General features: G+C 69.4%; 18 protein-coding genes. 10 read left to right on the top strand and 8 right to left on the bottom strand.

What is annotated here, in order from left to right; genetic code table 11:
* Window positions 1-46: 46 nt before the first annotated feature.
* Window positions 47-1,015, bottom strand: coding sequence for an aldo/keto reductase (locus AB0F17_RS20665; protein WP_358025151.1), 969 nt, complete (start codon window positions 1,013-1,015; stop codon window positions 47-49).
* 287 nt (window positions 1,016-1,302) lie between these two features.
* Between AB0F17_RS20665 and AB0F17_RS20660 the strand changes: the two genes are divergently transcribed.
* The 4 genes from AB0F17_RS20660 to AB0F17_RS20645 all read left to right on the top strand — a co-directional run bounded on the left by AB0F17_RS20660 (window position 1,303) and on the right by AB0F17_RS20645 (window position 7,947).
* Window positions 1,303-2,328, top strand: a complete 1,026-nt coding sequence (locus tag AB0F17_RS20660; protein WP_358025149.1) for a permease — start codon at window positions 1,303-1,305, stop codon at window positions 2,326-2,328.
* Window positions 2,325-3,044, top strand: coding sequence for a TIGR03943 family protein (locus tag AB0F17_RS20655; protein WP_358025147.1), 720 nt, complete (start codon window positions 2,325-2,327; stop codon window positions 3,042-3,044). Before AB0F17_RS20660 ends, AB0F17_RS20655 begins: the two co-directional genes overlap by 4 nt.
* Before the next feature lie 313 nt (window positions 3,045-3,357).
* The gene (locus AB0F17_RS20650; protein WP_358025145.1) at window positions 3,358-6,624 is read left to right on the top strand and encodes a S8 family serine peptidase; all 3,267 of its coding nucleotides are present in this window, start codon (window positions 3,358-3,360) and stop codon (window positions 6,622-6,624) included.
* A 96-nt stretch (window positions 6,625-6,720) separates the two neighbouring features.
* On the top strand, window positions 6,721-7,947 hold the full coding sequence (locus AB0F17_RS20645; RefSeq protein ID WP_358025143.1) for an aminoglycoside phosphotransferase family protein: 1,227 nt from the start codon (window positions 6,721-6,723) through the stop codon (window positions 7,945-7,947).
* Here the strand turns inward: AB0F17_RS20645 and AB0F17_RS20640 are convergent.
* From AB0F17_RS20640 to AB0F17_RS20625, 4 genes are read right to left on the bottom strand one after another with little or no spacing between them, the layout of a single operon-like run.
* Window positions 7,898-8,902, bottom strand: a complete 1,005-nt coding sequence (locus AB0F17_RS20640; protein WP_358025141.1) for a methyltransferase — start codon at window positions 8,900-8,902, stop codon at window positions 7,898-7,900. The two genes, AB0F17_RS20645 and AB0F17_RS20640, sit on opposite strands and share 50 nt — an antisense overlap.
* 23 nt (window positions 8,903-8,925) lie before the next feature.
* Complete coding sequence (locus tag AB0F17_RS20635; protein WP_358025139.1) at window positions 8,926-9,705, bottom strand: ABC transporter permease; 780 nt, start codon at window positions 9,703-9,705, stop codon at window positions 8,926-8,928.
* Window positions 9,702-10,475: an ABC transporter permease subunit gene (locus AB0F17_RS20630; RefSeq protein ID WP_358025137.1), complete on the bottom strand. Its 774-nt coding sequence runs from the start codon at window positions 10,473-10,475 to the stop codon at window positions 9,702-9,704. Before AB0F17_RS20630 ends, AB0F17_RS20635 begins: the two co-directional genes overlap by 4 nt.
* Window positions 10,472-11,458, bottom strand: a complete 987-nt coding sequence (locus AB0F17_RS20625) for an ABC transporter substrate-binding protein (RefSeq protein ID WP_358025135.1) — start codon at window positions 11,456-11,458, stop codon at window positions 10,472-10,474. The genes AB0F17_RS20630 and AB0F17_RS20625 overlap by 4 nt, the downstream gene beginning before the upstream one ends.
* A gap of 444 nt (window positions 11,459-11,902) precedes the next feature.
* On the opposite strand from AB0F17_RS20625, the gene AB0F17_RS20620 reads away from it, so the two are divergent.
* Both AB0F17_RS20620 and AB0F17_RS20615 read left to right on the top strand, forming a co-directional pair.
* Window positions 11,903-14,671 carry a nitrate- and nitrite sensing domain-containing protein gene (locus AB0F17_RS20620; protein ID WP_358025133.1) on the top strand — a complete coding sequence of 923 codons (2,769 nt, stop codon included), beginning with the start codon at window positions 11,903-11,905 and terminating at the stop codon, window positions 14,669-14,671.
* On the top strand, window positions 14,668-15,090 hold the full coding sequence (locus AB0F17_RS20615; protein ID WP_358025131.1) for a roadblock/LC7 domain-containing protein: 423 nt from the start codon (window positions 14,668-14,670) through the stop codon (window positions 15,088-15,090). The genes AB0F17_RS20620 and AB0F17_RS20615 overlap by 4 nt, the downstream gene beginning before the upstream one ends.
* An 8-nt stretch (window positions 15,091-15,098) precedes the next feature.
* Here the strand turns inward: AB0F17_RS20615 and AB0F17_RS20610 are convergent, their stop codons facing one another.
* Window positions 15,099-15,899, bottom strand: coding sequence for an NAD(P)H-binding protein (locus tag AB0F17_RS20610; RefSeq protein WP_358025129.1), 801 nt, complete (start codon window positions 15,897-15,899; stop codon window positions 15,099-15,101).
* A gap of 134 nt (window positions 15,900-16,033) precedes the next feature.
* Between AB0F17_RS20610 and AB0F17_RS20605 the strand changes: the two genes are divergently transcribed.
* On the top strand, window positions 16,034-16,624 hold the full coding sequence (locus tag AB0F17_RS20605; protein WP_358025127.1) for a TetR/AcrR family transcriptional regulator: 591 nt from the start codon (window positions 16,034-16,036) through the stop codon (window positions 16,622-16,624).
* A 6-nt stretch (window positions 16,625-16,630) separates the two neighbouring features.
* Here AB0F17_RS20605 and AB0F17_RS20600 read toward each other — a convergent pair whose 3' ends face one another.
* A complete protein-coding gene (locus tag AB0F17_RS20600; RefSeq protein WP_358025125.1) occupies window positions 16,631-17,848 on the bottom strand; it encodes an ROK family transcriptional regulator in 1,218 nt (405 codons plus the stop codon).
* A 57-nt stretch (window positions 17,849-17,905) separates the two neighbouring features.
* Here AB0F17_RS20600 and AB0F17_RS20595 point away from each other — a divergent pair, with 57 nt between their 5' ends.
* Together AB0F17_RS20595 and AB0F17_RS20590 are read left to right on the top strand one after the other, a co-directional pair.
* Window positions 17,906-19,069, top strand: coding sequence for a Gfo/Idh/MocA family oxidoreductase (locus tag AB0F17_RS20595; RefSeq protein ID WP_358025123.1), 1,164 nt, complete (start codon window positions 17,906-17,908; stop codon window positions 19,067-19,069).
* A gap of 40 nt (window positions 19,070-19,109) precedes the next feature.
* On the top strand, window positions 19,110-20,210 hold the full coding sequence (locus AB0F17_RS20590; protein ID WP_358025121.1) for a Gfo/Idh/MocA family oxidoreductase: 1,101 nt from the start codon (window positions 19,110-19,112) through the stop codon (window positions 20,208-20,210).
* Between the two features lie 72 nt (window positions 20,211-20,282).
* Here AB0F17_RS20590 and AB0F17_RS20585 read toward each other — a convergent pair whose 3' ends face one another.
* A complete protein-coding gene (locus tag AB0F17_RS20585; protein ID WP_358025119.1) occupies window positions 20,283-21,215 on the bottom strand; it encodes an NADP-dependent oxidoreductase in 933 nt (310 codons plus the stop codon).
* 442 nt (window positions 21,216-21,657) lie between these two features.
* Between AB0F17_RS20585 and AB0F17_RS20580 the strand changes: the two genes are divergently transcribed.
* A complete protein-coding gene (locus tag AB0F17_RS20580) occupies window positions 21,658-23,220 on the top strand; it encodes an ABC transporter substrate-binding protein (RefSeq protein WP_358025117.1) in 1,563 nt (520 codons plus the stop codon).
* Window positions 23,221-23,230 lie beyond the last annotated feature (10 nt).

The raw sequence follows: 23,230 nt of genomic DNA, 5'->3' as shown, positions 1-23,230 counted from the left end.
AAACAGTGATTGTTCCAGTTTGTCGCTTATGTGGCGCTGAAGACCGTCACATACCTTCCGGATGTGGGCCCCACACGGGTACGGCCTGCGCCAGGATCGCGTCGATCGTGCGCAGGTCGGCCTCGGAGAGCCGGATGCCGGCCGCCGGGGTGGTGCCGTCCAGTTGGGCGGGCCGGCGCGCGCCCACGATGGCGACGTGGACGGCCGGATCGGCCAGCGTCCAGGCGACCGAGAGCTGCGGCAGGCCGATGCCCCACTCCCGCGCCGCCTGCTCCAGCCGCCGCACCACGGCGAGGTTCTTGCCGAAGGCCTCGCCGGTGAAGTCGGGGCTCTTGCTGCGCCAGTCGTCGGCGTCGAAGGTGGTGAACTCGGTCAACCGGCCGGAAAGCAGTCCGTGGGCCAGCGGCCCGTACACCAGCACGCCGATGTCGTGCGCGGCGGCATAGGGCAGGACGGTTTCCTCGATGTCTCTGCGGAACAGGTGGTACGGCGGCTGCAACGCCTCCACCCGCCCGAACCGCGCCAGCGCCGCCAGCTGCTCGGCGTCGTGGTTCGACACCCCGATGTGGCGGATCTTGCCTTCCCCGACCAGTTCCTCCAGCACCCCGGCGGTCTCCTCCGGTGGGGTGTGCGGGTCGGGCCAGTGCACCTGGTAGAGGTCGATGTAGTCGGTCCCGAGGTTGCGCAGGCTCTCCTCGACACCCTCGCGCAGCCTCTGTCCGCCGGCGTCGCGCAGCAGGCGGTCGCCCTCCAGGCGGAGCCCGCCCTTGGTGGCGATGACCACGTCCTCGCGGCGTGAGCGCTCCCGCAGGGCCTTGCCCAGCAGGCGCTCGGCGAGGCCGAAGCCGTACCCATGCGCGGTGTCGAAGAGGTTGATGCCCAGGTCCAGGGCGTGATGGATGGCGTGTTCGCTTTCCCGCAGGTCGACGGCGCCCCAGTCGCCGCCGAAGGCCCAGGTCCCGAACCCGATCACGGAGACCCGCAGATCGGTCTGTCCCAGTCGAACCTGTCGCATGCTGCTGCCCTTTCTGTCGTCTGTTCGGCGAGCTCGCCGTCGGCGGTCAGGAAAGAGAGGTCCGGTCCTTCACCGCCGTGGAGCGGTCATACCGTCAAGCCTCGCGCTCAGACGGCCGCCGGGCATTGCGGGTGGCGCCCGGATCGGCTTCCAGGTGGCTGCAATCGCGGGCTACCTGCTGGCCGCAGGGTGCCGGCCCGTGTTCGTACGCGTAGCGCAAGACGGGACAGAACCCGCTACCCTGCTGCCGCGTGTCATCAGGACCAAGCGTTGGAGCAGGGAGGGCGATGACACACCGAACCCCGCTGGATTGGCCCGGGACAGAGGATCAGCTACCACCGGACACGTGGGGGCGCAAGCCCGGCCGCGAGTCGTGGCTGCCGTGGTCGTTCGTCTTCCTGATCGCGCTCCTCGTGGCCGGCCGAGTTCTGCTCGCGCCATATCTGACGGCGCCGGCGCTGCAGACGTGGGCCACCATCTTCGTGGCGGTGTGCGTGCAGGCCCTGCCGTTCCTGGTGTTCGGGGTGGCGTTGTCGGCGGCGATCACCGCTTTCGTGCCCGCCTCGTTCTGGGTCAAGGCCCTGCCGCGCAAGACCTACGCGGCGGTGCCGGTGGCCGGGGTGGCGGGCGCGGTGCTGCCCGGGTGTGAGTGCGCCTCGGTGCCGGTGGCCTCCGGGTTGATGGCGCGGGGTGTGGAGCCGGCCGCGGCGCTGGCGTTTCTGCTCGCCTCGCCGGCGATCAATCCGGTCGTGCTGGTGGCCACCGCGGTGGCCTTCCCTGGTGATCCCGCGATGGTGGTCGCGCGGTTCGGCGCCTCGCTGGCTGTGGCGGTGCTGGCCGGTTGGATCTGGGCGCGGTGCGGGCGCAGCGAGTGGCTGCCGGTGCCTCGCCGTACGGCGGCGCCCGGGCAGGGCAAGGGGGGCGCCTTTCTGGACGCGATGTGCCATGACCTGCTGCATACCGGCGGGTTCCTGGTCATCGGCGGGCTGACCGCGGCGACGCTGAACGTGGTGGTCCCCCGCTCATGGCTCACCTCCGTGGCCGGCGTTCCGGTGGTGTCGGTGCTGGTGCTGGCGCTGCTGGCGGTGCTGCTGTCGATCTGCTCGGAGGCCGACGCGTTCGTGGCCGCCTCGCTGACCGCCTTCTCCCCCACGGCCAAGCTCGCCTTCCTGGTGGTGGGGCCGATGGTCGACCTGAAACTGATCGCGTTGCAGGCGGGGACGTTCGGGCGGGCCTTCGCCTGGCGCTTCGTGCCGCTGACGCTGACGCTGGCGATCGGCGTCAGCTTCGTCACGGGATGGGTGCTGCTGTGAAACGCCAGACGCAGAGCCTGATGCTGCTGATCCTCGGCGGCGCGCTGCTGAACATCTCCGTCTTCTCCGGAACGTACGTCAACTACGTCAAACCGGGCTTCCGGCCCTTGCTCATCGGAGCCGGCGCGGTGCTGGTGGGCCTCGCCCTGGTGACTCTCGTCCTCCAGTGGCGCAATCACAACGAGCACGCGCAGGACCAGGGACACGGCCACGACCACGGGCATGGGCCGCGAGTGGCGTGGCTGCTGGCCGTGCCCGTGTTCGCCATCGTGCTGGTCGCGCCGCCCGCGCTGGGCTCGTTCGCGGCAGGGAGCGAGGACGACGCGCCCGCGCCGCGCCCGCCCACCCCGGTGGCCTACCGGCAGCTCTCCGTCGGCGTGCCCGAGCTGACGCTCGGTGAGTTCATCGGGCGGGCCTACGATCCGGCCGGTACGTCGCTCGCGGGGCGGCAGGTCAAGCTGACCGGCTTCGTGGTGCCGTCGAAGAAGAAGAACCGCTGGTACGTCACCAGGATGCAGATCAGTTGCTGCGCCGCCGACGCACTCGCCCTGAAGGTCGCGGTTCAGGGCGTGCCCACGCCAAGGGAGAACTCCTGGGTCCAGGTCACCGGCACCTGGATCCCTTGGAAGGGCAAGATCCCCAACGGCTACGTGATCCCTGACATGTCCGCCACCGACGTCACGAAAATCGACCAGCCCGCGGAGCCGTACGAGTAGTACATCGTGAAATGTGCTGGATTGTCGGCAGGATTCTGGCAACTCGATAGGGTTCTCGGCCGCGTGATCGCTGGTTACACTCCGGTCGGAAACCGAGCCGCCCCACAAGGGCGGCCCGTCAGCTCGTCACCCACCGGGGAGGGTTCAGTGATCTCTCCGGTGTGCCTCGACGCAGGGTGACCTGATGCCTCCTGGGCGGCGTGGTGAGTCCGTGCAGCCCCTCGACGAGGAGGATCTTGTGTTATCCAGTCCCCGCTTATCCCGCGCGCGGCGGCTCGCCTCGGTGGCCATTGGATTGAGCATGGTGGTGGTCATGAGCCCTGCCGCAGCGCGGGCCACGCCCACGCCGGCTCCCTCGAGCACGAAGTGGCAGGCCACTCCCGTCACCGGCGCCCAGCTCGTCGAGGGCGCCAAGTCCCCGACGGGCAAGCTGGCCAAGAGCGACCAGGCGCTGCTGCGGGTCACCTCGCCCGCGCTGATCAACATCATGGTCAAACTGGACTACGACTCGCTCGCCGCCTACCGGGGCGGACTGCCCGGCCTGCCGGGCACCAGTCCCGCCGTCACCGGCAAGGCTCTTGACACCAGAAGCGCCGAGGCCAAGAAGTACGGCCAGCACATCGAGAGCGTTGAGAAGGAGTTCCTGGGCGAGCTGGCGAGCAAGGTCCCCGGAGCCGTCGTGGGCCAGCGGGTCCGGACGGTCTATGGCGGCATCGCGCTCAGGATTCCGGGCAACAAGGCGGCCGAGGTGTTGAAGCTGCCCGGCGTGGTCGCCGTACAGGAGGACAAGCCGCAGCAACTCCTCACCGACTCCAGCCCTCAGTTCATCGGCGCCAACACCATCTACAACCAGCTCGGCGGCAGCAACTCCTCCGGCAAGGGTGTGATCGTGGGCGTGCTGGACTCCGGCGCCTGGCCCGAGCACCCCTCCTTCGCCTCCCCCAGCGGCCTGCCGGCCCCCGCTCCGACCAAGGACGGCACGGCCCGGGTCTGCAACTTCGGCGACAACCCGCTGACCCCGGCCAGCGATCCCTTCACCTGCAACAACAAGCTGATCGGCGGCCAGCCGTTCCTGGAGACCTACAACGCGGTCTTCGGTGGCGAGGTCTATCCCGACAGCGCTCGTGACTCCAACGGCCACGGCACCCACACCGCCACCACGTCGGCCGGCGGCCCGGTGGCCGACGCGAACCCGCTGGGGATCAGCCGCGGCCCGATCCACGGCATAGCGCCCGCCGCCGAGGTCTCGGTCTACAAGGTGTGCGGCGCGGAGGGCTGCTTCCCCTCCGACGCGGCACAGGCAGTGGCACGTGCCATCCTGGACGGCGTCCGCGTCGTCAACTTCTCGATCTCCGGTGGCAGCGACCCGTACAGCGACCCGGTCGAGCTGGCCTTCCTCGACGCCTACGCGGCGGGTGTGCTGGTCTCGGCGTCGGCGGGCAACTCGGGGCCGGGTGCCAACACCACCGACCACCGCAGCCCGTGGGTGACCACGGTGGCCGCGTCCACGCAGACCAGAACGTTCCAGTCCACGGTCACGCTGTCCGGTGGCGGCGCGACGGCGACGATCAAGGGCTCGTCCGTCACCTCGGGGGTCGCCTCGCCGCTGCCCGTGGTGCTGGCGTCCGCTCCCCCGTACTCCAACGCGCTGTGCGACACCCCGGCACCGCCCGGCATCTTCACCGGGAAGATCGTCGCCTGTGAGCGCGGCCCGAACCGGGTGTTGAAGAGCTTCAACATCAGGCAGGGCGGCGCCGCCGGGATGATCCTCTACAACGCCTTCCCGTTCGACGTCTTCACCGACGCGCACTGGATCCCGTCGGTGCACGTCGACAAGCCCGACACCGACATCCTGATGAGCTTCCTGACCGCGCATCCGGGCGCGACCGCGTCGTTCACCCAGGGGGTCAAGGCGAGCTGGCAGGGCGACGTGATGACGTACTTCTCCTCGCGCGGCCCCGGCGGCGACTTCCTCAAGCCGGACGTCACCGCGCCCGGCCTGCACATCCTGGCGGGCATGACCCCGACTCCCGAGGGGCCGCTCGAAGGGCCGCCCGGCAACCTCTACCAGGTCATCCAGGGCACCTCCATGTCGGCGCCGCACGTGACCGGCGCGGCCGCGCTGGTGTTCGCCCTGCACCCGACCTGGACCCCGGGACAGGTGAAGTCGGCTCTGGAGACCACGGCCAAGACCGGGGTCACCAAGCCGGACCGCACCACCGCCGCCGACGCGTTCGACATGGGCGGCGGACGGATCGACCTGACCAAGGCCGGTGACCCCGGACTGACCCTGGACGAGAGCGCGGCCAACTTCGTCGCCTCGGCCGCCGACCCGCTCAACCGGATCGACCTCAACCTGCCCTCGGTGAACGCGCCGACCATGCCCGGCATCATCAACGCCAAGCGCACGGTCACGAACACCACCAACAAGACGCTCACGTTCACCGCCTCGGGCACGACAGTCAACGGCGCCAACATCACGGTGCTGCCGGCACGCTTCACCGTCGCGCCGGGCAAGAGCGCCAAGCTGAACGTGATCATCACCGCGCCGGATCTGCCCGACGGGCAGTACTTCGGCCAGGTGGACCTCAGGCAGGTCGGCGGCTCGCGTGCGCTGCACCTGCCGGTGGCGTTCTTCCGCCAGGAAGGCATCGTGCCGGTCGACCAGACCTGCGCGCCGTCCACCATCCCGAAGAACACCGGCGAGTCCACCTGTACGGTCACTGTGCAGAACAACAGCCTGGCCAGTGCCGAGGTGACCGCGCTCAGCACGCTCGACGCCCGTCTGCGGCTGAACAGCGTGACCGGGGCCACCAAGATCGGCACCCAGATCGCGACGACCAAGGTGACGCTGGCCGGCCAGCAACCCGCCAAGCCGACCATCGCGCCGGGCGTGGGGCCGGCCGGATATCTGCCGCTGGACATCTTCGGCATCGCACCGTTGCCGATCGGTGACGAGCAGGCACTGAACTTCACGGTGCCCGCCTTCACCTTCGCCGGCAAGTCCTACACCAGGATCGGCGTGGTCTCCAACGGCTACAGCGTCGCCGGCGGCAGCAACGGATCCGACGACATCGCGTTCCTCCCGCAGACGCTGCCCGACCCCGCGCGGCCGAACGCCGTACTCGCCTCCTACTGGACCGACCTCGACGGCACCGGCGCCCCCGGCGTCTTCGCCGGGATACTGACCGACGGCGTCAGCCGCTGGCTGGTGCTGGAGTGGCGGGTGAACACCTTCGGTACGACCAGCACCAAGGTGTTCCAGCAGTGGATCGGACTCAACGGAGTGGAGGACATCAGCTACGCCTACGACCCGGCCAACCTGCCGGGTGACGCCCCCGCCGGCTCCGGCCTGACCGTGGGCGCGGAGAACGACGAGGGTACGGCGGGCGCCCAGATCAGCGGTCCGCCCACCGAGGACCTGGTCGTCACGAGCACCCCCGGCGCGCCCGGTGGCACTCTGACCTACTCGATGAAGATCAAGGGGGTCAGCCGCGGCGTCGGCAACGTGACGACGGGCACCTCGACCCCGCAGGTCAAGGGGATCACCGTCGAAGTGGACAAGATCACCGTCCAGTGACCCGCCAGTGATCCGACAGAGCCGCGGGCGGTCCGACCGCCCGCGGCTCGCGGATATTCGGTCGCTGAAATCGCGCTGACTGTTCACACTGGCGGAATGAGTCGGACGGTCAGTGCATGGGTGACCTCGGGTGCGGACTACCTCGGCGTCATCGGGCCGTTCGCGGTGGACGTGCCGTGGTGGGCGGAGGTCGAGCCGGTCGTCACGTACCTACAGCAGGCGCTGGAAGCCGAGGTACTGGTCCTGCGCCTCCTGCACGTCTACGGCGGGGAGGGCGCCCGTGACGGTCACGTCACCTACCATGTCGAGGCCCTCCAGCGCCCCGTGGCCGGACTGCTGACGCGACACCGCATCGATGAGGCCGCACTGACCAGGCCGGAAAGGCTGCGTTCGCCGTGGGCCCGCGTGGAGGGTCTGAGGGAGGTGTTCGGATGGGCGGCGGATCTGCTGGCCGCCGCGGGGCGTCCGGTGACCGGGCCGATCCGGCAACGCAAGACCTGGAACCTGGCTGGGCTGTTTCTCCTGCCCACCGATCAGGGCCCGGTCTGGCTGAAGACCACGCCGCACTTCGCCGCCGACGAGGGCGCCGTCATCGGCGCGTTCGCGAACCTGGACCCCGGCCTGGTGCCCACGGTCAAAGCGGCCGGACCGGGCCGGGTGCTGCTCGAACACCTGCCCGGCCAGGACTGCTGGGACGCCTCCCCCCAGGCCATCACCAGCGCGGTGACCCGCATGGTCGCCGCGCAGGCCGCGCTCGCCGGTCAGCTCGGGCTCGGGCTGCGGGACCTGCGCGGGCCCGTCATCGCCGACCAGGTCCGCGACCTCCTCGCCGGCCAGGTCGGCCGCGAGCTGACCGCCGAGGAGCTGGCCGGGGCCCACCGGCTGGTCGACCGGTGGCCCATGCTGGATGACTGCGGCCTGCCCGACACGATCGTGCACGGCGACTTCCACTCGGGCAACTGGCGCGGCGACGGCGGCCCGCCGGTCGTGGTGGACTTCGCCGACGCGCACCTCGGCAACCCGGTGCTGGACGGGCTCCGGGTCTGCGACTTCCTGCCCGAGGCCAAACGGCCGACCGCGGCCCGGGCCTGGATCGACGCCTGGACCTCCCAGGTGCCGGGCTGCGATCCGGCCCGAGCGCTGTCCGTCGCCGAACCGCTGGCACACCTGGCCTACGCCGTGCGCTACCAGGAGTTCCTGGACGGCATCGAACCGTCGGAGCGGATCTACCACCTCGGCGATCCCGCCGCCTCCATCCGTGCCGCCTTACGCGTCAGACAGCTCTGGCCTCAAGCAGGCTCGCTCCCGCGTCCAGCTCGATGACCTCCGCCAGCTCCAGGTCGGCCTGCTGGAACAGGCTCGCGTACTCCTCCCGGCTCCGCTCGAGGCCGCCGTTGAAGATGGCCAGCATGCGCATGTCGAGGTCCTTGCCCGCATGCGGAGCATCATCGTCGGGCAGTGCCGACTCCAGGAGCAGCACGCGGCCGCCGGGGTTCATCGCGCGGCGGACATTGCGCAGAATCCGTACGGCGTCGCCGTCGTCCCAGTTGTGCAGGATGTGGGCCAGCAGGTAGGCGTCCGCGCCCGCCGGCACCGAGGCGAAGAAGTCGCCGGCCACGACCTCGCACCGATCGGCCAGGCCCTCCACGGCCAGCAGTTCCCTGGCCAGGTCCGTCACCCGGTCGAGATCGAAGAGGATGCCGCGCATGTCCAGATTGGCGTGCAGGACCGCGGCCAGGATGTGGCCCCTCCCCCCGGCGACGTCCACCAGGGAATCGACACCCGCGAAGTCGTACCGCTTGATCAGGCCTTCCGTGAACGGGATGGCCCTGGTGGCCATATGGGTGTCGAACATGCGGCCCATTTCAGTATTTGCCGCCAGACGCTCGTACAAGTTGCCGTATTTCGTGACGAATGCCGAGCTGCCGTCCCGCACCGTGTCCGGCAGGTTGCCCATCGCGTACCAGAAGCTCTCTTCGCCGAGCGTGCGGATCGAGGTCCGGATCGAGCCGGGGACGTCGGAGCGGAGCGCGGTGCCCATTTCGGTCAGGTCGTAGCCGTTGGCGCCGGCACTGCGGACGACCCCGATGCCCGCCGCCTCACGCAGGACCCGGCGCAGTGAGGGGGCGTGCGCCCCGCATCTCCTGGCCAGTTCATCGGTGTCGAGCGGCCCGTCCGCCAAGTGGTCGGCGACGCCCAGCTCCGCCATGGTCAGGAGAGCCGCGAAACGCGAAAGGTCGGCAATCGCTCCCCAGAGGAGGCCGTCGGAGTGCGGCATGTGTTGTCCCTTCCAAGATGAGGTCATGGCGTCCGGGTGGCCTGCCTGTGCCAGACAAGCAACCGGCGCTCTGCGAGCACGAAAAGCGAGTTCACGATGAAGCCGAGCGTCCCCAGCAGGGCGATCGTCGCCCACACTCCGGATGCGTCGAAGCTGCGCTGCGCGATCAGCATCTGGTAGCCGATGCCGTCCGTACCGCCGAACAGCTCGGAGATCACCATGAGAATGAGCGCGAGCGACAGGCTCAGCCGCAGGCCCGCGAAGATCTTTGGTGAGGCGGCGGGGATGACGACCCGGCGCAGGCGCTGCGCCCTCGACAGCCCGAAGACGGTGGCGGTCTCGGTGTAGGTCCGGTCCACCGTCCTGGCCCCGTCCATCGAGTTGAGCAGCACCGGCCAGATGACGCCGGACACGATCGCGGTGAGCTGCGTCTGCAGGCCGGCGTGGAACAACACGAGGAACAACGGCAGCAGCAGTGGTGGCGGGATGGCGCGGCCGAACTCGATCAGCGCGTTCACGTAGTCGGCCGCCACCTGCGAGCGCCCCAGGAACACTCCCAGGAGCACTCCGATGAGCGCGGCCAGGATCCAGCCGGAGAACATGCGCCCCAGGCTGGGCAGGATGTTGGCGATCGCGTCGTCCGTGAGGAACAGTCGTGCTGCCGGCCCGGAGAACCACAGCTCGTACATCCGGGCGACGATCGTCGTGGGCGGCGGGTAGTCCTTGTTCCCGAGCTGCCGCGAGACGAGCTCCCAGAAGACGATGACGGCAAGGATCACCCAGGACCTGGCGAGCCACTTCACGACACCGCCCCCGTCCGCACCCGGCGCCAGTGGAACAGTCGGCGCTCCGCCGCCTGCAACGCCAGGTTGGCCAGCAGGCCGAATGCGCCGGCCCAGAAGGTGGCCGCCATGGTGAGGTCGGTCCTGTTCCCGCTCCCCGCCTGGATCACGAAGACCCCCAGGCCCGCGGCGCCTCCGGCGAGCAGCTCGGCGCTGACGGCGATGATCAGCGCGATCCCGGCGGCGACCCGGATGCCGGTCGCGACGAAGGGCGCGGCACTCGGCAGGCTCACCCTGCCGAGCACGGCCAGCCGCCCGAATCCGAAGCTGCGCAGGGAGTCCTTGGCCAGCGGATCCACGTCGTGCATGCCGTACAACGTGTTGATCAGGATCGGCCAGACGGACGCGTACACGATGACGGAGACCTTCATCAGCTCATCCACCGGGATCAGCAGGATCGCCAGCGGGATGATCGCGACCGAGGGGATGGGCCGCAGGAACTCGAGCAGGGGCCGGACGGCGCGCTCCATCGGAGTCAACGCGCCGAGCAGGACTCCCGCCGAGACGCCCACCAGCACCGCGATGAGCAGTCCGAGCGCCCAGTTCGTGAGCGTGGTGAGCGCTCCCAGCAGGAACTCTCCGTCGGCCAAGAGGCGCACCGCCTCGTACAGGACGACCGAGGGCGCCGGGAAGTCCACGTCGTCGCTCAGCCCGAACCGGATGACCAGCTCTCCGACGACAAGAAAGCCCGCGGCGCCGATGACGCCGCGGAGCAGTCGTGCACGGGTCATCCGGCCGGCGGTGCCACGATGATCGAATTCACGTCGATCGGGCTCTTGAGGTATTGGTACTCGACCATGAGGTCGACCACTTTTTGCAGCCGGTTGGCGCTCAGCGCGCTCGGGTAGGTGCCCAGCGTGATGACCGAAGCGGTCTTCGCGTCGATCTTCGTGTACGTGGGCAGCATCGCTTCGATCTCCTTGCGGTTACTCGATGCGAGGGCCTGCGCCTTGGCGACCGCACGTTGGAAGGCGGCCATCGTCTTCGGGTTCTTCTTCACCCACTCGTCCGTGGTCATCCAGCCCGCCATCGGCAGGTCTTCGGCCTCGCCCGTCATGGTGTCGGCCAGCGTGCGGAAGCCCAGCTTGCTCTCGTTGGCGGTGATGAACGGCTCGGGAGTCCAGCAGGCGTCACCCTGGCCGGTCGCCAGCGCGTTGCCCATCTCGGGGAACGGCTTCTCGGCGAACTTGACGTCCTTCTCGGTGAGGCCCGCCACCTTCAGCTGCGTCGTCACGGCCAGCGTGCCGACGTTCCGAAGATTGTTGATCAGGACGGTCTTTCCCTTGAGGTCGGCGACCTTTTTGATCGGCGAATCCTTCGGAACCATGATGGCGAAGGCGTTCGGACCAGCCTGGTACATGTCCGCCACCACCTTGAGCTTCTCACCCTGGCTGACGGCCCCAAAAATCGAGACGTAGTTGTTCTGCATGATGTCCAGCTGGCCGTTCTTGACCTGCGGGAGGGACGACGCGCCGCCGGCGATGATCTGGGGCTTGACCGTCAGGCCCTCTTCCTTGAAGAAGCCCTTGGCGTTGGCGATATAGATCGCTACAGAGTCGGGAATCGGCAGCGCGCCGACCGTGATGACGGTCTTCTCTAAGCCCTTGCTATTAGCCGACGATTCAGGAGAGTCGCTGTTCCCACCACAGGCGGTAAGAGTGAGAGCGACTGCTGCGCCGAGAGTGAGCGCGCGACAGCGCAGTGTGCGGGTCATCGGGGGGTTCTCCTACAGGGGAGGCGTCTCAAGATCCGGCATCAGCGACACCGAGCGTGAAGCGTACAGGAGGGTAGATCAAAGCTGAAGCGCAATGCCACGCATATCCGAGTTTTTCAATGAAAAGCAATATATGGGGTTGATGTATGGCGAATGCCCTTAGCGCGCCGTTGATGATCTTGTGTCCGGATTGCCCCGATTCTAGCGTTCCACCCGCCCAAAATTAATATGCTTGAAGAATCAACGACAAAATGGACCGATTGAAATCTGTGAGGCGTTGGCTAACGCGTGAGGTTCATGCTCAAATTGGGCCCAAACTTGCCTGTGGTCATTCATCGGTGTGACCAAGTCCCCTGAAGCAGGCCACGCGAGAGGTTGCCACTAGTGAGGACATCGACGACCAAACATGGTCGTGTCGGGGCCCCCGCTCTGCCGGGTCAGTCCGTGGCTGACGAGAAGTCCGCCGAGCCGGTACCCACCCCCGGTAGCGTGATGGCCCTCCGCAATTGGCGGGTACGAACTCGCCTCATTTCCCTCATCGCCATTCCCACCCTGGTGGCCGTGGTGCTGGGCGGGCTACGCGTCACCACCTCGGTCAGCAGCGCACAGCAGTATGAGCACATCAGCAACGTGAGCTCCCTCGTCGCGCAGCTCGGTGAGCTGTCCCGCGAGATGGCGCTCGAACGTGACCTCTCGGCGCAGTTCGTCGCCTCCAACAGGGCATCGGCCGAGAAGGAGCAGCTGTCGGCCCAGCAGGACATCGTGAACGCCAGCGTGAAGCGCACGGGCGCGGCGGCCGCGGCAGCCGAGGACTCATTGTCCGATCTCGGCCGCAAGAAGCTGACCACCCTGCGCACCAGGTTGACCCAGCTCACCTCGCTGCGAGCCACCGTGTCCGGCACGCAACTGCCGCCGCTCCCGACGATGGCGAAGTATTCCGAGGCCATCGCCGAGATGCTGCAACTCTACGACGAGGTCACGCAGGGCTCGACAGACGAGCAGCTCATCTCCACGACCGCGGCCCTGCGAGCCATGGCCCGCTATGAGGAGGAGACCTCCAAACTGCGGGGCCTGCTGATGATCGCGCTGGTCAGGGGGTCGTTCGAAGAACCCGAGTACAAGGCGTTCCTCGATGCCCGCTCAAGGCGCGAGAGCGAACGCACCTCGTTCCGCACCGTGGCCACCCTCGCCCAGCGGCAGTTCTTCGACAACACGGTCGCCAGCGTGAAGGTCGGGCGGGGCGAGTTCTACATGAGCAGGGCCGTGTTCCTGACCAACTCGGGCCTGTCCCTGCGGCGGCTCGACACCTCGACCAACGACGACGTCGCCCGCTGGTTCGAGTCCATCAGCGACGCCGTCGACAGCGCGCACACCGTGCAGAAGGCGCTGTCGGAGCAGGTCACCACCATCACCACCGACGTCCAGAGCAATGACCAGTACGTGGCCGTGCTCAACATCGCCCTCGTCATCACCCTGATCATCCTGGTCCTCGGCATCACCGCCGTCATGGCCCGCTCGCTCGTCCGGCCGCTCAGGCGGCTGCGCGGAGACGCGCTCAAGGTCGCCGGCCAGACGTTGCCCGAGCTCGTGCGGCAGCTCCGCGCCAGCGAGGTCAGCGCGGACGAGTTACAGGTGCCGCCGATCGGCGTCTCGTCGAAAGACGAGATCGGGGAGGTGGCGCGGGCGTTCGACGAGGTACACCGCGAAGCCGTACGGCTGGCGGGCGAGGAGTCCAAGCTCCGGACCAACGTCAACGCGATGTTCGTCAACCTCTCCCGCCGAAGCCAGACGCTGGTCGAGCGGCAGATCACCCTCATCGACGGTCTGGAGCAGGGCGAGCAGGACGAGAACCGGCTGGCGAACCTGTTCAAGCTGGACCACCTCGCCACCCGCATGCGCCGCAACAGCGAGAACCTCCTGGTCCTGGCCGGTCAGGACCCGCCGCGCCGCTGGAGCCAGCCGGTCAAGCTGATCGACGTGGCCCGCGCCTCCCTCTCGGAGGTCGAGAACTACGAGCGGGTCGTCCTCCAGGTCCCCGACGGCGTGTCCGTCGCCGGTCAGGCCGTCAACGACGTCATCCACCTGATCGCCGAGCTGGTGGAGAACGCGCTGTCGTTCTCGCCGCGCGAGACCCGCGTGACGGTTTCGGGCAGCCGGATCGACGGCGGCGGCGTCATACTGTCGATCACCGACTCCGGCATCGGCATGACCGTGGAGGAGCTGGGCCAGGCCAACAACCGCCTCGTCGACGCGCCCATCGTGGACGTCTCGGTGTCGCGCCGTATGGGCCTGTTCGTGGTCGCCAGGCTGGCGCACCGGCACGGCATCCGGGTGCAACTGCGCCCGCACGGCTCCGGCGGCCTGACCGCCATGGTGCTGATGCCGGAGACGCTGGTGGGCGCGCAGTCACCGGTGCCCGCCTACGCCGGTGTGCCCAGCGGCGCCAGCGAGGAGCCCTACGCCGCGCCGCAGTGGCAGGGGGGCGGCTACCAGATGAGCTCGGGACACCCGTCGTATTCCTCCATCCCGCCTGCCTCGGGCGGTGGCTGGCCCTCGACGCCCCCACGGCCTGTCGACACCGGCCGGACCCCCGAGCCGCGCGCGGACTACGGCACCTACGACTCCGCCGACGTATGGGCCCCGACGAGAAGCCCGAGCAGCCTGAGCAGCCCGAGCAGCTGGTCCGGCGACGGCGGCCTGCCGAAATGGCCCACCGGCGACCAGCCGCAGAGCTGGAGCCGCGGCGACCGCGCGGACGGCCCGTCGCGGCAGAGATATGACTTCCCCGAGAGCGGATCGCTCGCCACCGGCCCGATCCCGACCGTGAAGCCGGCCACCTCGGGTGACGAGTACCTGCCGATCTTCGCGGCGGTGGAGTCGGCCTGGTTCGAGCACGGGAGCGAGTCCAGTGCCAGTTGGGGATCGTCCAACGCCGACGCCGGCTGGAGCGCCGCCGAGACCGTGGTGAAGCCGGTACGAGACGGCGCGACCTCGGCGGGGCTCCCCAAGCGGGTGCCCAAGGCCAACCTGGTGCCGGGCTCGGCCAACACGGACACCGCGCCCAAGAGCGTGGCACCGATGCCGGCGCCCTCGCCGGAGCAGGTGCGCAACCGCCTGTCCAGCTTCCAGCAGGGTTTCCGGGCGGCCCGAAATGACATCAGCTCGGGCAAGGCGCCTGCTGCGGACCCCACGAACAGTGGACAGGGCGCATGACCGACCTGACGTACGTGGCACATGGCCTCGACTGGCTGATCACTGAATTCGTCAGCACCGTCCCAGGCGTCGCCCACGCGGTGGTCGTCTCATCCGACGGCCTGCCGCTCGCGTTCTCGTCGGCCTTCCCCGCCGACCGGGCCGACCAGCTCGCCGCGATCGCCTCGGGACTGGTCAGCCTGACGCAGGGCGCGGCCCGCATGTTCGAGTCCGGCCCTCTCACCCAGGCCGTGGTGGAGATGCAACGTGGGCTGATGCTGACGATGTCGATCAGCGACGGCTCGTGCCTGGCCGTACTCCTCGCGCCCGACTGCGACATGGCGCTCGTGGCGTACCACATGACGCTCATGGTGGAGCGGACCGGCCAGGTGCTGACCCCGGCCGTGCACGCCCACCTGCGGGCCGGCCAGAACAGGTGATGCGGCGGTCAGCCGGGCTGCCGGGTGGGCGCCTGCTCGGCCAGGAATTCTTCCCAGGTCCGGCGGCCGACGGCCCGTTCGGGAGCGAGGTTGGCACCGGCCCGGTACGCGCGGGCGGCCCGGCCCGGGCTGTTGACCGACATGACCAACCGGCGCTTGCCAGTGGCCTTCAGATAGCCGCGGGCAAGCTCCTTCATCGTGTACACGCGCGGCCCCGCCAGGTCGGGCACGAGCCCGGCCGGCCGGCCGAGGGCGAGCTCGACGAGCCGGGCCGCCACCTCGCCGGAGTCGACCGGCTGGAACCGGACACCGCCCCAGAGCGGCATCACCGGCGACTTGGCCATCAGCCCCAGCGTCATGAGGATCCACTCGTGGAACTGGGTGGCGCGCAGCGTGGTCCACGGGATCCCGGACTCGGCGATGACGCCTTCCGCGGCGTGCTTGGCGGCGAAGTAGCCGAACATGGCGCGGTCGACGCCGCTGACGACCGGTACCCGATCGACACCGACGACCGAGATGTACACCAGGTGCCCGACACCCGCGGGAGCGGCCGCCCGCACCAGGTTCCGGGCCTTGTCCTCATCGCCCTTGGCGCTCCCGGCGCAGTGCACGACGGTCCCGACCCCCTTCACCGCGGCGTCGAGCCCCTCACCGGTGCTCACATCGCCGGTCACGAACTCGACGCCGTTCCCGGGCTCGCGGCCGGTCCGGCTGAGCACCCGCACCTCGCGGCCGGTGTTCCGCAGGAGTGGTACGACCAGACGCCCCAGCGTGCCCGTACCGCCGGTGACCAGGATGGGAGATGTCATAGCTGCTCCAAGCTCGTTTCGGACTCCCGGTTTTCGTGGGTCCGCTTGTCCGACACCGCGCGTGGAAGGAATGTGACATCCCCCGAAATAATCAGAGCGTCGACAGGAGTACTAGCGATGCTAGAGTTGGCAGCATGTCGATTCAGGAGCGCCGGGAGCGCGAGCGTGCGGAGCGGGAAAAGCTGATCGTCACAGCCGCCCGCGCGCTGGCCGAGGCCGAGGGCTGGGAGGCGGTGACGACCAGGCGCCTGGCCGAACGCGTCGAATACAGCCAGCCGGTGCTCTACAGCCACTTCAAGGGCAAGGACGCCATCATGGCCGCGGTGGCCCTGGAGGGCTTCGTCGATCTGGCCGCCGACCTGTGCGCGGCCCGCACGTCGGCGAGCGACCCTCGGCACGCCCTCGCCCACGTCAGCGCCGCGTACGCGGACTTCGCCGAACGGCGGCCCGCGCTGTACGACGCCATGTTCAGCCAGACCGTCGACCTGCCCTTCGCCACCCCCCAAGCACCGCCCGCCCTGCACGCCTGCTTCGGCGAACTGAGCCAGGCGCTGTGGCCACATACCGGCGACGACGAACTGGGCACGCTCACCGAGACCCTCTGGGCCGGCCTGCACGGACTGGTGACGCTGATGCGCGGCGGCAGGCTCCCGCCCGAGTACCACGAGCGGCGACTGGCCCTCCTGGTCAACCGTTTCTCACAGCCACCCGGCGATCGCACCTGACCACCCTCATGCCTCGGCGAGCAGCCGTCCCACCCCCGCCTGGCTGAAGACCTCCCGGCAGGCCAGGGCGATCGCGCCGATGATCCCCGCGTCGGCGCCGAGCTGGCTCGGGGTGATGATGAGCTTGCGCGTCGCCAGCGGCAACGCCTGTTCGTAGACCGCCGCGCGGACCCCGGACAGGATCTCGTCCTGCAGCTCGCTCAAGGGGCCGCCGAGCACCAGCATGCGCGGATTCAGCGTGTGGATCAGCATCGCCACGACCTCGCCGATGTCGGCGGCCGCCTGGCGGATTCTGTGCAGCGCGCTGGTGTCGCTGTCGGCCACCAGCCGGGCCAGCTCGCGCGAGGCGTACAGCCGGTCGTCGAACGAGGGCGATGCGATGCCGAGGTCGGCGAGCACCGCGCGATGGCTCGCGACGGCCTCCAGGCAGCCGAACTTGCCGCACCTGCAGACGATGTCGCGCCGCGCGGACGCCCGGATGTGCCCGATGTCGCCGGCCGCGCCGTCGGCGCCGCGATGCACCGAGCCGTCCGCCGTGACGATGCCGGCGCCGATGCCCGATCCGACCTTGATGACCAGCAGCGGCGTGTCGGCCGTCTCCTGGGTCGCCTCGCCCAGGGCCATCAGGTTCACGTCGTTGTCGACCGTGACGGGGGCGCCGAACTGCCCGCGCAGATAGTCCCCGACCGGGTAGCCGTCCCAGCCGGGCATGATCGGCGGGCGCACCGCGCAGCCGCGCTGGAAGTCGACGGGGGCCGGAAGGCCGGCGACGACGTGACGTACCCGGGCCGGATCATGGCCGTGCTCGGCGAGCATCGAACGCAGCCGCCCGGACACCTCGGCCAGCAGCTCCTCGGGACCGCGGTCGACGGGCAGGTTGACGATGTCGCGGCCGATGATGGTGCCGCCGAGGTCGGCGATCGCGAGCTGGGTCGCGGCCACGTCCACGTCGGCCACGGCGATCGTGCCGGCGCGCGGGCTGATGGTGAGCGCCCGGGGCGGCCGACCGCGTACCGACTGGCTCGACTCGGTCTCCTCGACGATGCCGGCGTCGATCAGGCTGTCCACCTGCTGACTGACGGTCGACCGAGCGAGGCCGGTGAGCCGCGCGATCGCCGCGCGGCTGGTCGCCTCGCCGCCGGCGATCATTCCCAGCACCCGGTGCAGCGCGATGGCCACAGGCGCCGGCACGGCGTCGCCGCCGGACTTCCCGTCTTTTTGCATGCGATGAAACTAAAGATGGCATCTTGTGCCTGTCAATAGCCTCAATCATCCTCGGATGTGGCCAAACAGTCTTTTGGAGGTCTGAACGTGGCGCATCCGCGCACTCAAGCCGTCATTATCGGCGCCGGCATGATCGGTACGGTACATGCGGCGGCCATCCGGGGCGTCGGCGCGACCGTGCGGGGCGTCGTCGGTTCCAGCCCGAGCCGTTCCGCCGTCCTCGCCGACGAGTGGGACGTCCCGGTTCGCTATCCGGACCTCGCGGCCGTGCTCGCCGATGACGCGGTGGACGTCGTGCACATCTGCACGCCGAACGCGCTGCACGCCGACCAGGCGGTGGCGGCGTTGCGGGCCGGCAAGCACGTGATCTGCGAGAAGCCGATCGCGACGTCGCTCGCCGACGCCCAGCGGCTCGCCTCGGTGGCCGCCGAGACGGGCCGCACGCTCGCCGTCCCGTACGTGTACCGCTATCACCCGCTGGTCCGTGAGATCCGGGCACGCCGGATGAACGGAGACTTCGGCGCCTGGCAACTGCTGCACGGCAGCTACCTGCAGGACTGGATGCTCGACGCCGGCACCGCGAACTGGCGCGTCGACGCCGCGTTGGGCGGGCCCTCCCGCGCTTTCGCCGACATCGGCTCCCACTGGTGCGACCTCGTCGAATGGGTGGCCGGAGTGCGGTTCCACGAGGTGACGGCACGGCTCGGCATCACCAGGCCCGAGCGCCCCGCGGGCAGCGGCTCGACCTTCGGTCCGGCCAGCGGAACGGCATCGGACCATCTGCGGCCGGTCACGACCGAGGATGTGGCCACCGTCCTGCTGCGGACGGCGGAGGGCGTCCTCGGCTCGCTGACGGTGTCGCAGGTCTCCGCCGGACGCAAGAACCGGCTCTGGTTCGAGCTCGACGGCGCGGCCGGCAGTGCCGTGTTCGACCAGGAGAACCCGGAGGCTGTGTGGCTCGGCGACGCGGAGGGCGCCCGGATCGTCGTACGAGACCCGAGTCAGGGATCGGCCGAGCAGCGCCGGCTGGCCACCCTTCCCGCAGGACACGCGCAGGGCTACGGCGACTGCTTCCGCGCGTTCGTCGACGACGCCTACTCGGCCATGGCCGGCCTGCCGGTCGTGGGGCTGCCGACCGCCGCGGACGGTGTCCGCTCGGCACGGCTGGTCGATGCGGTACTGCGGGCCGACGAGAGCCTCACCTGGACCGTGGTCGAGTGATCACGACGCCAGGATCCATCTAAGGAAGGAACGACAAAACGTGGCAACTCAGCCGCAGCACCACCGCATCGGCATCCTCGGTAGCGGCAACATCTTCAGCCGGTACGTCACCGGCATGGCCCGGTATCCCGAGCTTGAGATCGTCCGCGTCGGCGACATCGACGTCGACCGGGCCAAGCGGGCGGCCGGCGAGCACGGCATCCCGGGCTGGGGGGACGCCGACGAGCTCTACGCCGACGACTCGATCGACATCGTGGTCAACCTGACCCCGCCGGTGCACCACGCGAGCACGATCATGCGGGCGCTCGACGCCGGCAAGCACGTCTACGTCGAGAAGCCGCTGGCCACGACCGTCGCCGACGCGAAGACGGTGCTGGCGGCGGCCGCGGCCAGCGGGCGTGTTCTCGGCTCCGCTCCGGACACCTTCCTCGGCAGCGCCAGCCAGACCGCGCGCAAGGCGCTCGACGACGGGCTGATCGGCGAACCCATCGGCGCGTCGGCGTTCGTCCGGCACAGCAAGGCCGAGACCTGGCATCCGGATCCGCGCTTCCTGTTCCAGGCCGGCGGCGGCCCCGTCCTGGACATGGGGCCGTACTATCTCGCGGTCCTGGTGAACCTGCTCGGCCCCGTCAGGTCCGTGGCGGCAGCCGCCCGCATCGGGGCGCCGGTGCGCACGGTGACCGCGCCGGACCGGGCCGTGGACTCCATCGACGTCGAGGTGCCGACCCACGCCTCGGCCGTCCTTGTCTTCGATTCCGGGGTCATCGGCACGACGCTGATGAGCTTCGACGTCTGGGACAGCGATCTGCCCGCCATCGAGATCTACGGCACCGAGGGGACGCTCACGGTGCCCAATCCCAACCACTTCGACGGTGACGTCCGGGTGCGGCGGCACGGCGAGGCGGACTGGACCGTTCTGCCACCCGTGGTCGAGTTGTTCGGCGCGGTCGGCACCAAGGAGCAGGCCCGTCGCGGGCTCGGCGTACGGGATCTGGCCGACGCGATCGAGGGCGGACCGCACCGCGCCAACGCCGCGTTCGCCTTCCACGTGCTCGAGGCGCTGTCCGCGATCGACGGGCCCGGGCAGGTCACCCGCCTGGAGAGCACGTGCGACCGCCCGGCCGGCCGCTTCGAGAAGTGACCCCACGGGTCGGCCGGGGTCACGGCTCCGCAGGCCGTGACCCCGGCCGGCAGCCGCGCGACGGGGTGAGACTCAGCGCTGGGCGGTGACGTCGATGACGACCTTGCCGGCCGCGTGACCTGCCTCCACCAGCGCGAGCGCGTCGGCCGCCGCGGACAGCGGGAAGACCCGGTGGACGCGGGGATCCAGCTTCCCGGCGGCCACCAGTTCGGCCACGGCCGACAGCGTCGCCGGGTCACCGGTGCGCATCAGCGGGCGCGCGCCGAAGCGGGCGACGGTCTCCTCGTCGGCCACGCTGGTCACCCGCGTCCGGGCGGTGATGACACCGGCGACGCCATCGAGCGCGTCACCACCGGCCAGATCGAGAACCATGTCGGCGCCGGCCGGAAGCAGTTCCTGGAGCCGGCGCGCGACGTCGTCGCGATCGTAGGCGACCGCCGTGGCGCCGAGGGACTCGATGAACGCCCGCTTCGCCGCGCTCCCGGTGCCCACGACGGCGACGCCGCCCAGGACCGCGAGCTGGGCCGCGACCGTGCCGACTCCCCCGCCGGCGCCCAGGACCAGCAGCGTCTGCCCCGGAGCCGGGCCGAGGGCGGCGAGCCCCTCATAGGCTGTCCCGGCCGCGATCGGCAGCGCCGCCGCATCGATGAACGACAGTCCGTCCGGCATCCGCGCCGCCCGTGCCACCGGCAGCAGCGCCAGTTCGGCGTACCCACCGCAGCCGCCGACCGTACTGCCGAGGACCTTGTCCCCGACGGCGAGCTCGACGACTCCTGGCCCGGTCCGCACAACGGTCCCCGCGACCTCACGGCCCAGGGTCGCGGGCAGCGTCAGCGGCAGGAAGGCGCGGTGCATGCCGGCCCGGACCTTCCAGTCCACCGGGTTGACGCCTGCCGCACGCACCTCGACGAGCACTTCGCCCGGTCCCGGCTCGGGCGCGGGAACGTCGAGGAAGCGCTGGAGGTCAGGACCGCCGTAGTCGAGGAAGGCGTATGTGAGAGGCATGGTCCCGGACGCTATCCGCCGCATGCCGGTCGGCGGGACGCGCCGTTTCGGTCAGCGAACCGGCAGGCGGACGGTGATCCAGGTCCACGCGCGGCAGCGCAGGCAGGCGGGCTGTTCCGGTCAGCGAACCGGTGCGGGGGCCTGCCGGAATCCTCCGTCCTAGGGTGTGAGGCCACCACCTGAAAGAACGGTGACGACGGTGCGAATGCCTGGCGATCCCGCGGCCGAACCCGTTCGGCGCTCGGTGAGCATCTCGGCCGTCTTCGGCTACGGACGCGGCGGCCGAGCCGCTCGCTTTATGCCGGAAACAAAACTAAAAGCGGCGGGTTGCGCCTGTCTGAGTCACAAACCATGCTCCTCGCCAGAGGACAAATCGGGCTGACTGTACAATTCCCGACACCTTGGTACACCCCCCGCCCCCAGAATGTCTCGAGGAGTATCGATGTCACTCACGAAGTCCGCCTGGCGACGCCGGCTCGCTGCAGGCGCCACCGGCGCGGCGATGCTCGCGTCCGCCGCCTGCAGTGCCGCCACCCAAGGTGCCATCGGTAGCTCCGCGCCCGCCGGCGCGGCGAGCAAGGGCGGAACCCTCGTGGTCGGGCAGACGACCGAAGCCGAACCGGGCTCCTTCCTCAAGACCTCGTTCGGCAACATCCTGTGGGAGTACGCCGTCTTCGAGACGCTGACCCTCATCGACACCAAGACCGGGGAGCCCAAGGGCGTTCTGGCCAAGTCCTGGACGCTGGCGCCGGACGGCAAGAGCATGGACATCAAGCTCCGCGACGACGTGACCTTCCACAGCGGCCGCAAGCTGACCGTGGCCGACGTCATCTTCGCCATCGAGCAGGTCCAGGACCCGAAGGTGGGGGCGGCGAACCAGTCGATCGCCGCCCAGATCTCCGACATGAAGGCGACGGGCGACTACGAGCTGGCGCTGACCTTCAAGCAGCCGCTGCCGAACGTCTTCGACCTCTTCGAGACCATGCCGATCCCGAACAAGGACGCCTACGCCGACTACGCGGCCGGCACGAAGGTGGACGGCACCGGACGCTTCGAGTGGAAGTCGTGGACTCCGGGCGGCAAGCTCCAGCTCGCCAAGTACGCGAAATACCGCGATGCCCAGAACACCCACCTCGACAACATCGAGATCAACCTCATCAAGGACCCGACGGCGATGGTCGCGGCCATCCGCAGCGGCCGGGTCCAGTACGGCGTCGGCCTGGCCGGGCTGGACGCGAGAAGCCTGAGCCAGCAGCCGGGCTTCGCCCTCGTGTCGTCCGGCGGCGCGGCGATCCCGCTCGGGTTCGACGTGACCAAGCCCCCGTTCGACAACAAGGCCGTGCGCCAGGCGATCCATTACGCGATCGACCGCGACCGCATCGTGCAGCAGGTCGAGGGCGGCCAGGCCCAGGCGACCAACCTGCCGTGGCGGGCCTCCACCATCGGCTACGACGTCACGCAGACCAAGCAGTACACCTACCAGCCGGACAAGGCCAAGCAGATGCTCGTCGCGGCGGGCGTGAAGGCGGGCACGTCGTTCGACGTGACCATGCTGAACACGCCCGAGGCCACCGGAGTCTTCCAGATCGTCAAGAACAACCTGGCGGCCGTCGGGCTGGACGCCAAGCCGGTCATCGCCACGGCCGACTACGACGCCAAGGTCTCGAGCAAGAACATGGGGACGCCCGCCTTCCTGATGATGAACAGCAACGGCCTCTCGCCGGCCAGCGCCGTCGTGAGCCGCCCGGAACTCCAGGCGGACGAGAACATCTCCCACTTCAAGAGCCCCGAGTACACCCGGCTCGTGAAGGCGGTCACCAGCGCCAGCACCACGGCTGACCAGCAGAAGGCGCTGCACGACTACAGCGCCTACTTCGCCGATGAGGCGTTCGTGCTCCCGCTGATCACCCGCCCCACCCTCACGGTGCGGTCGAACGCCCTGAACGACCTCGCACCGACGCAGATGGGATTCCTCGACATCAGCCGGGCGTGGCTGTCCAAGTAATCGACCTTTA

Source organism: Nonomuraea sp. NPDC026600, assembly GCF_040638335.1.
GTDB lineage: Bacteria > Actinomycetota > Actinomycetes > Streptosporangiales > Streptosporangiaceae > Nonomuraea.
This window is presented reverse-complemented; position numbering and strand designations above follow the sequence as displayed.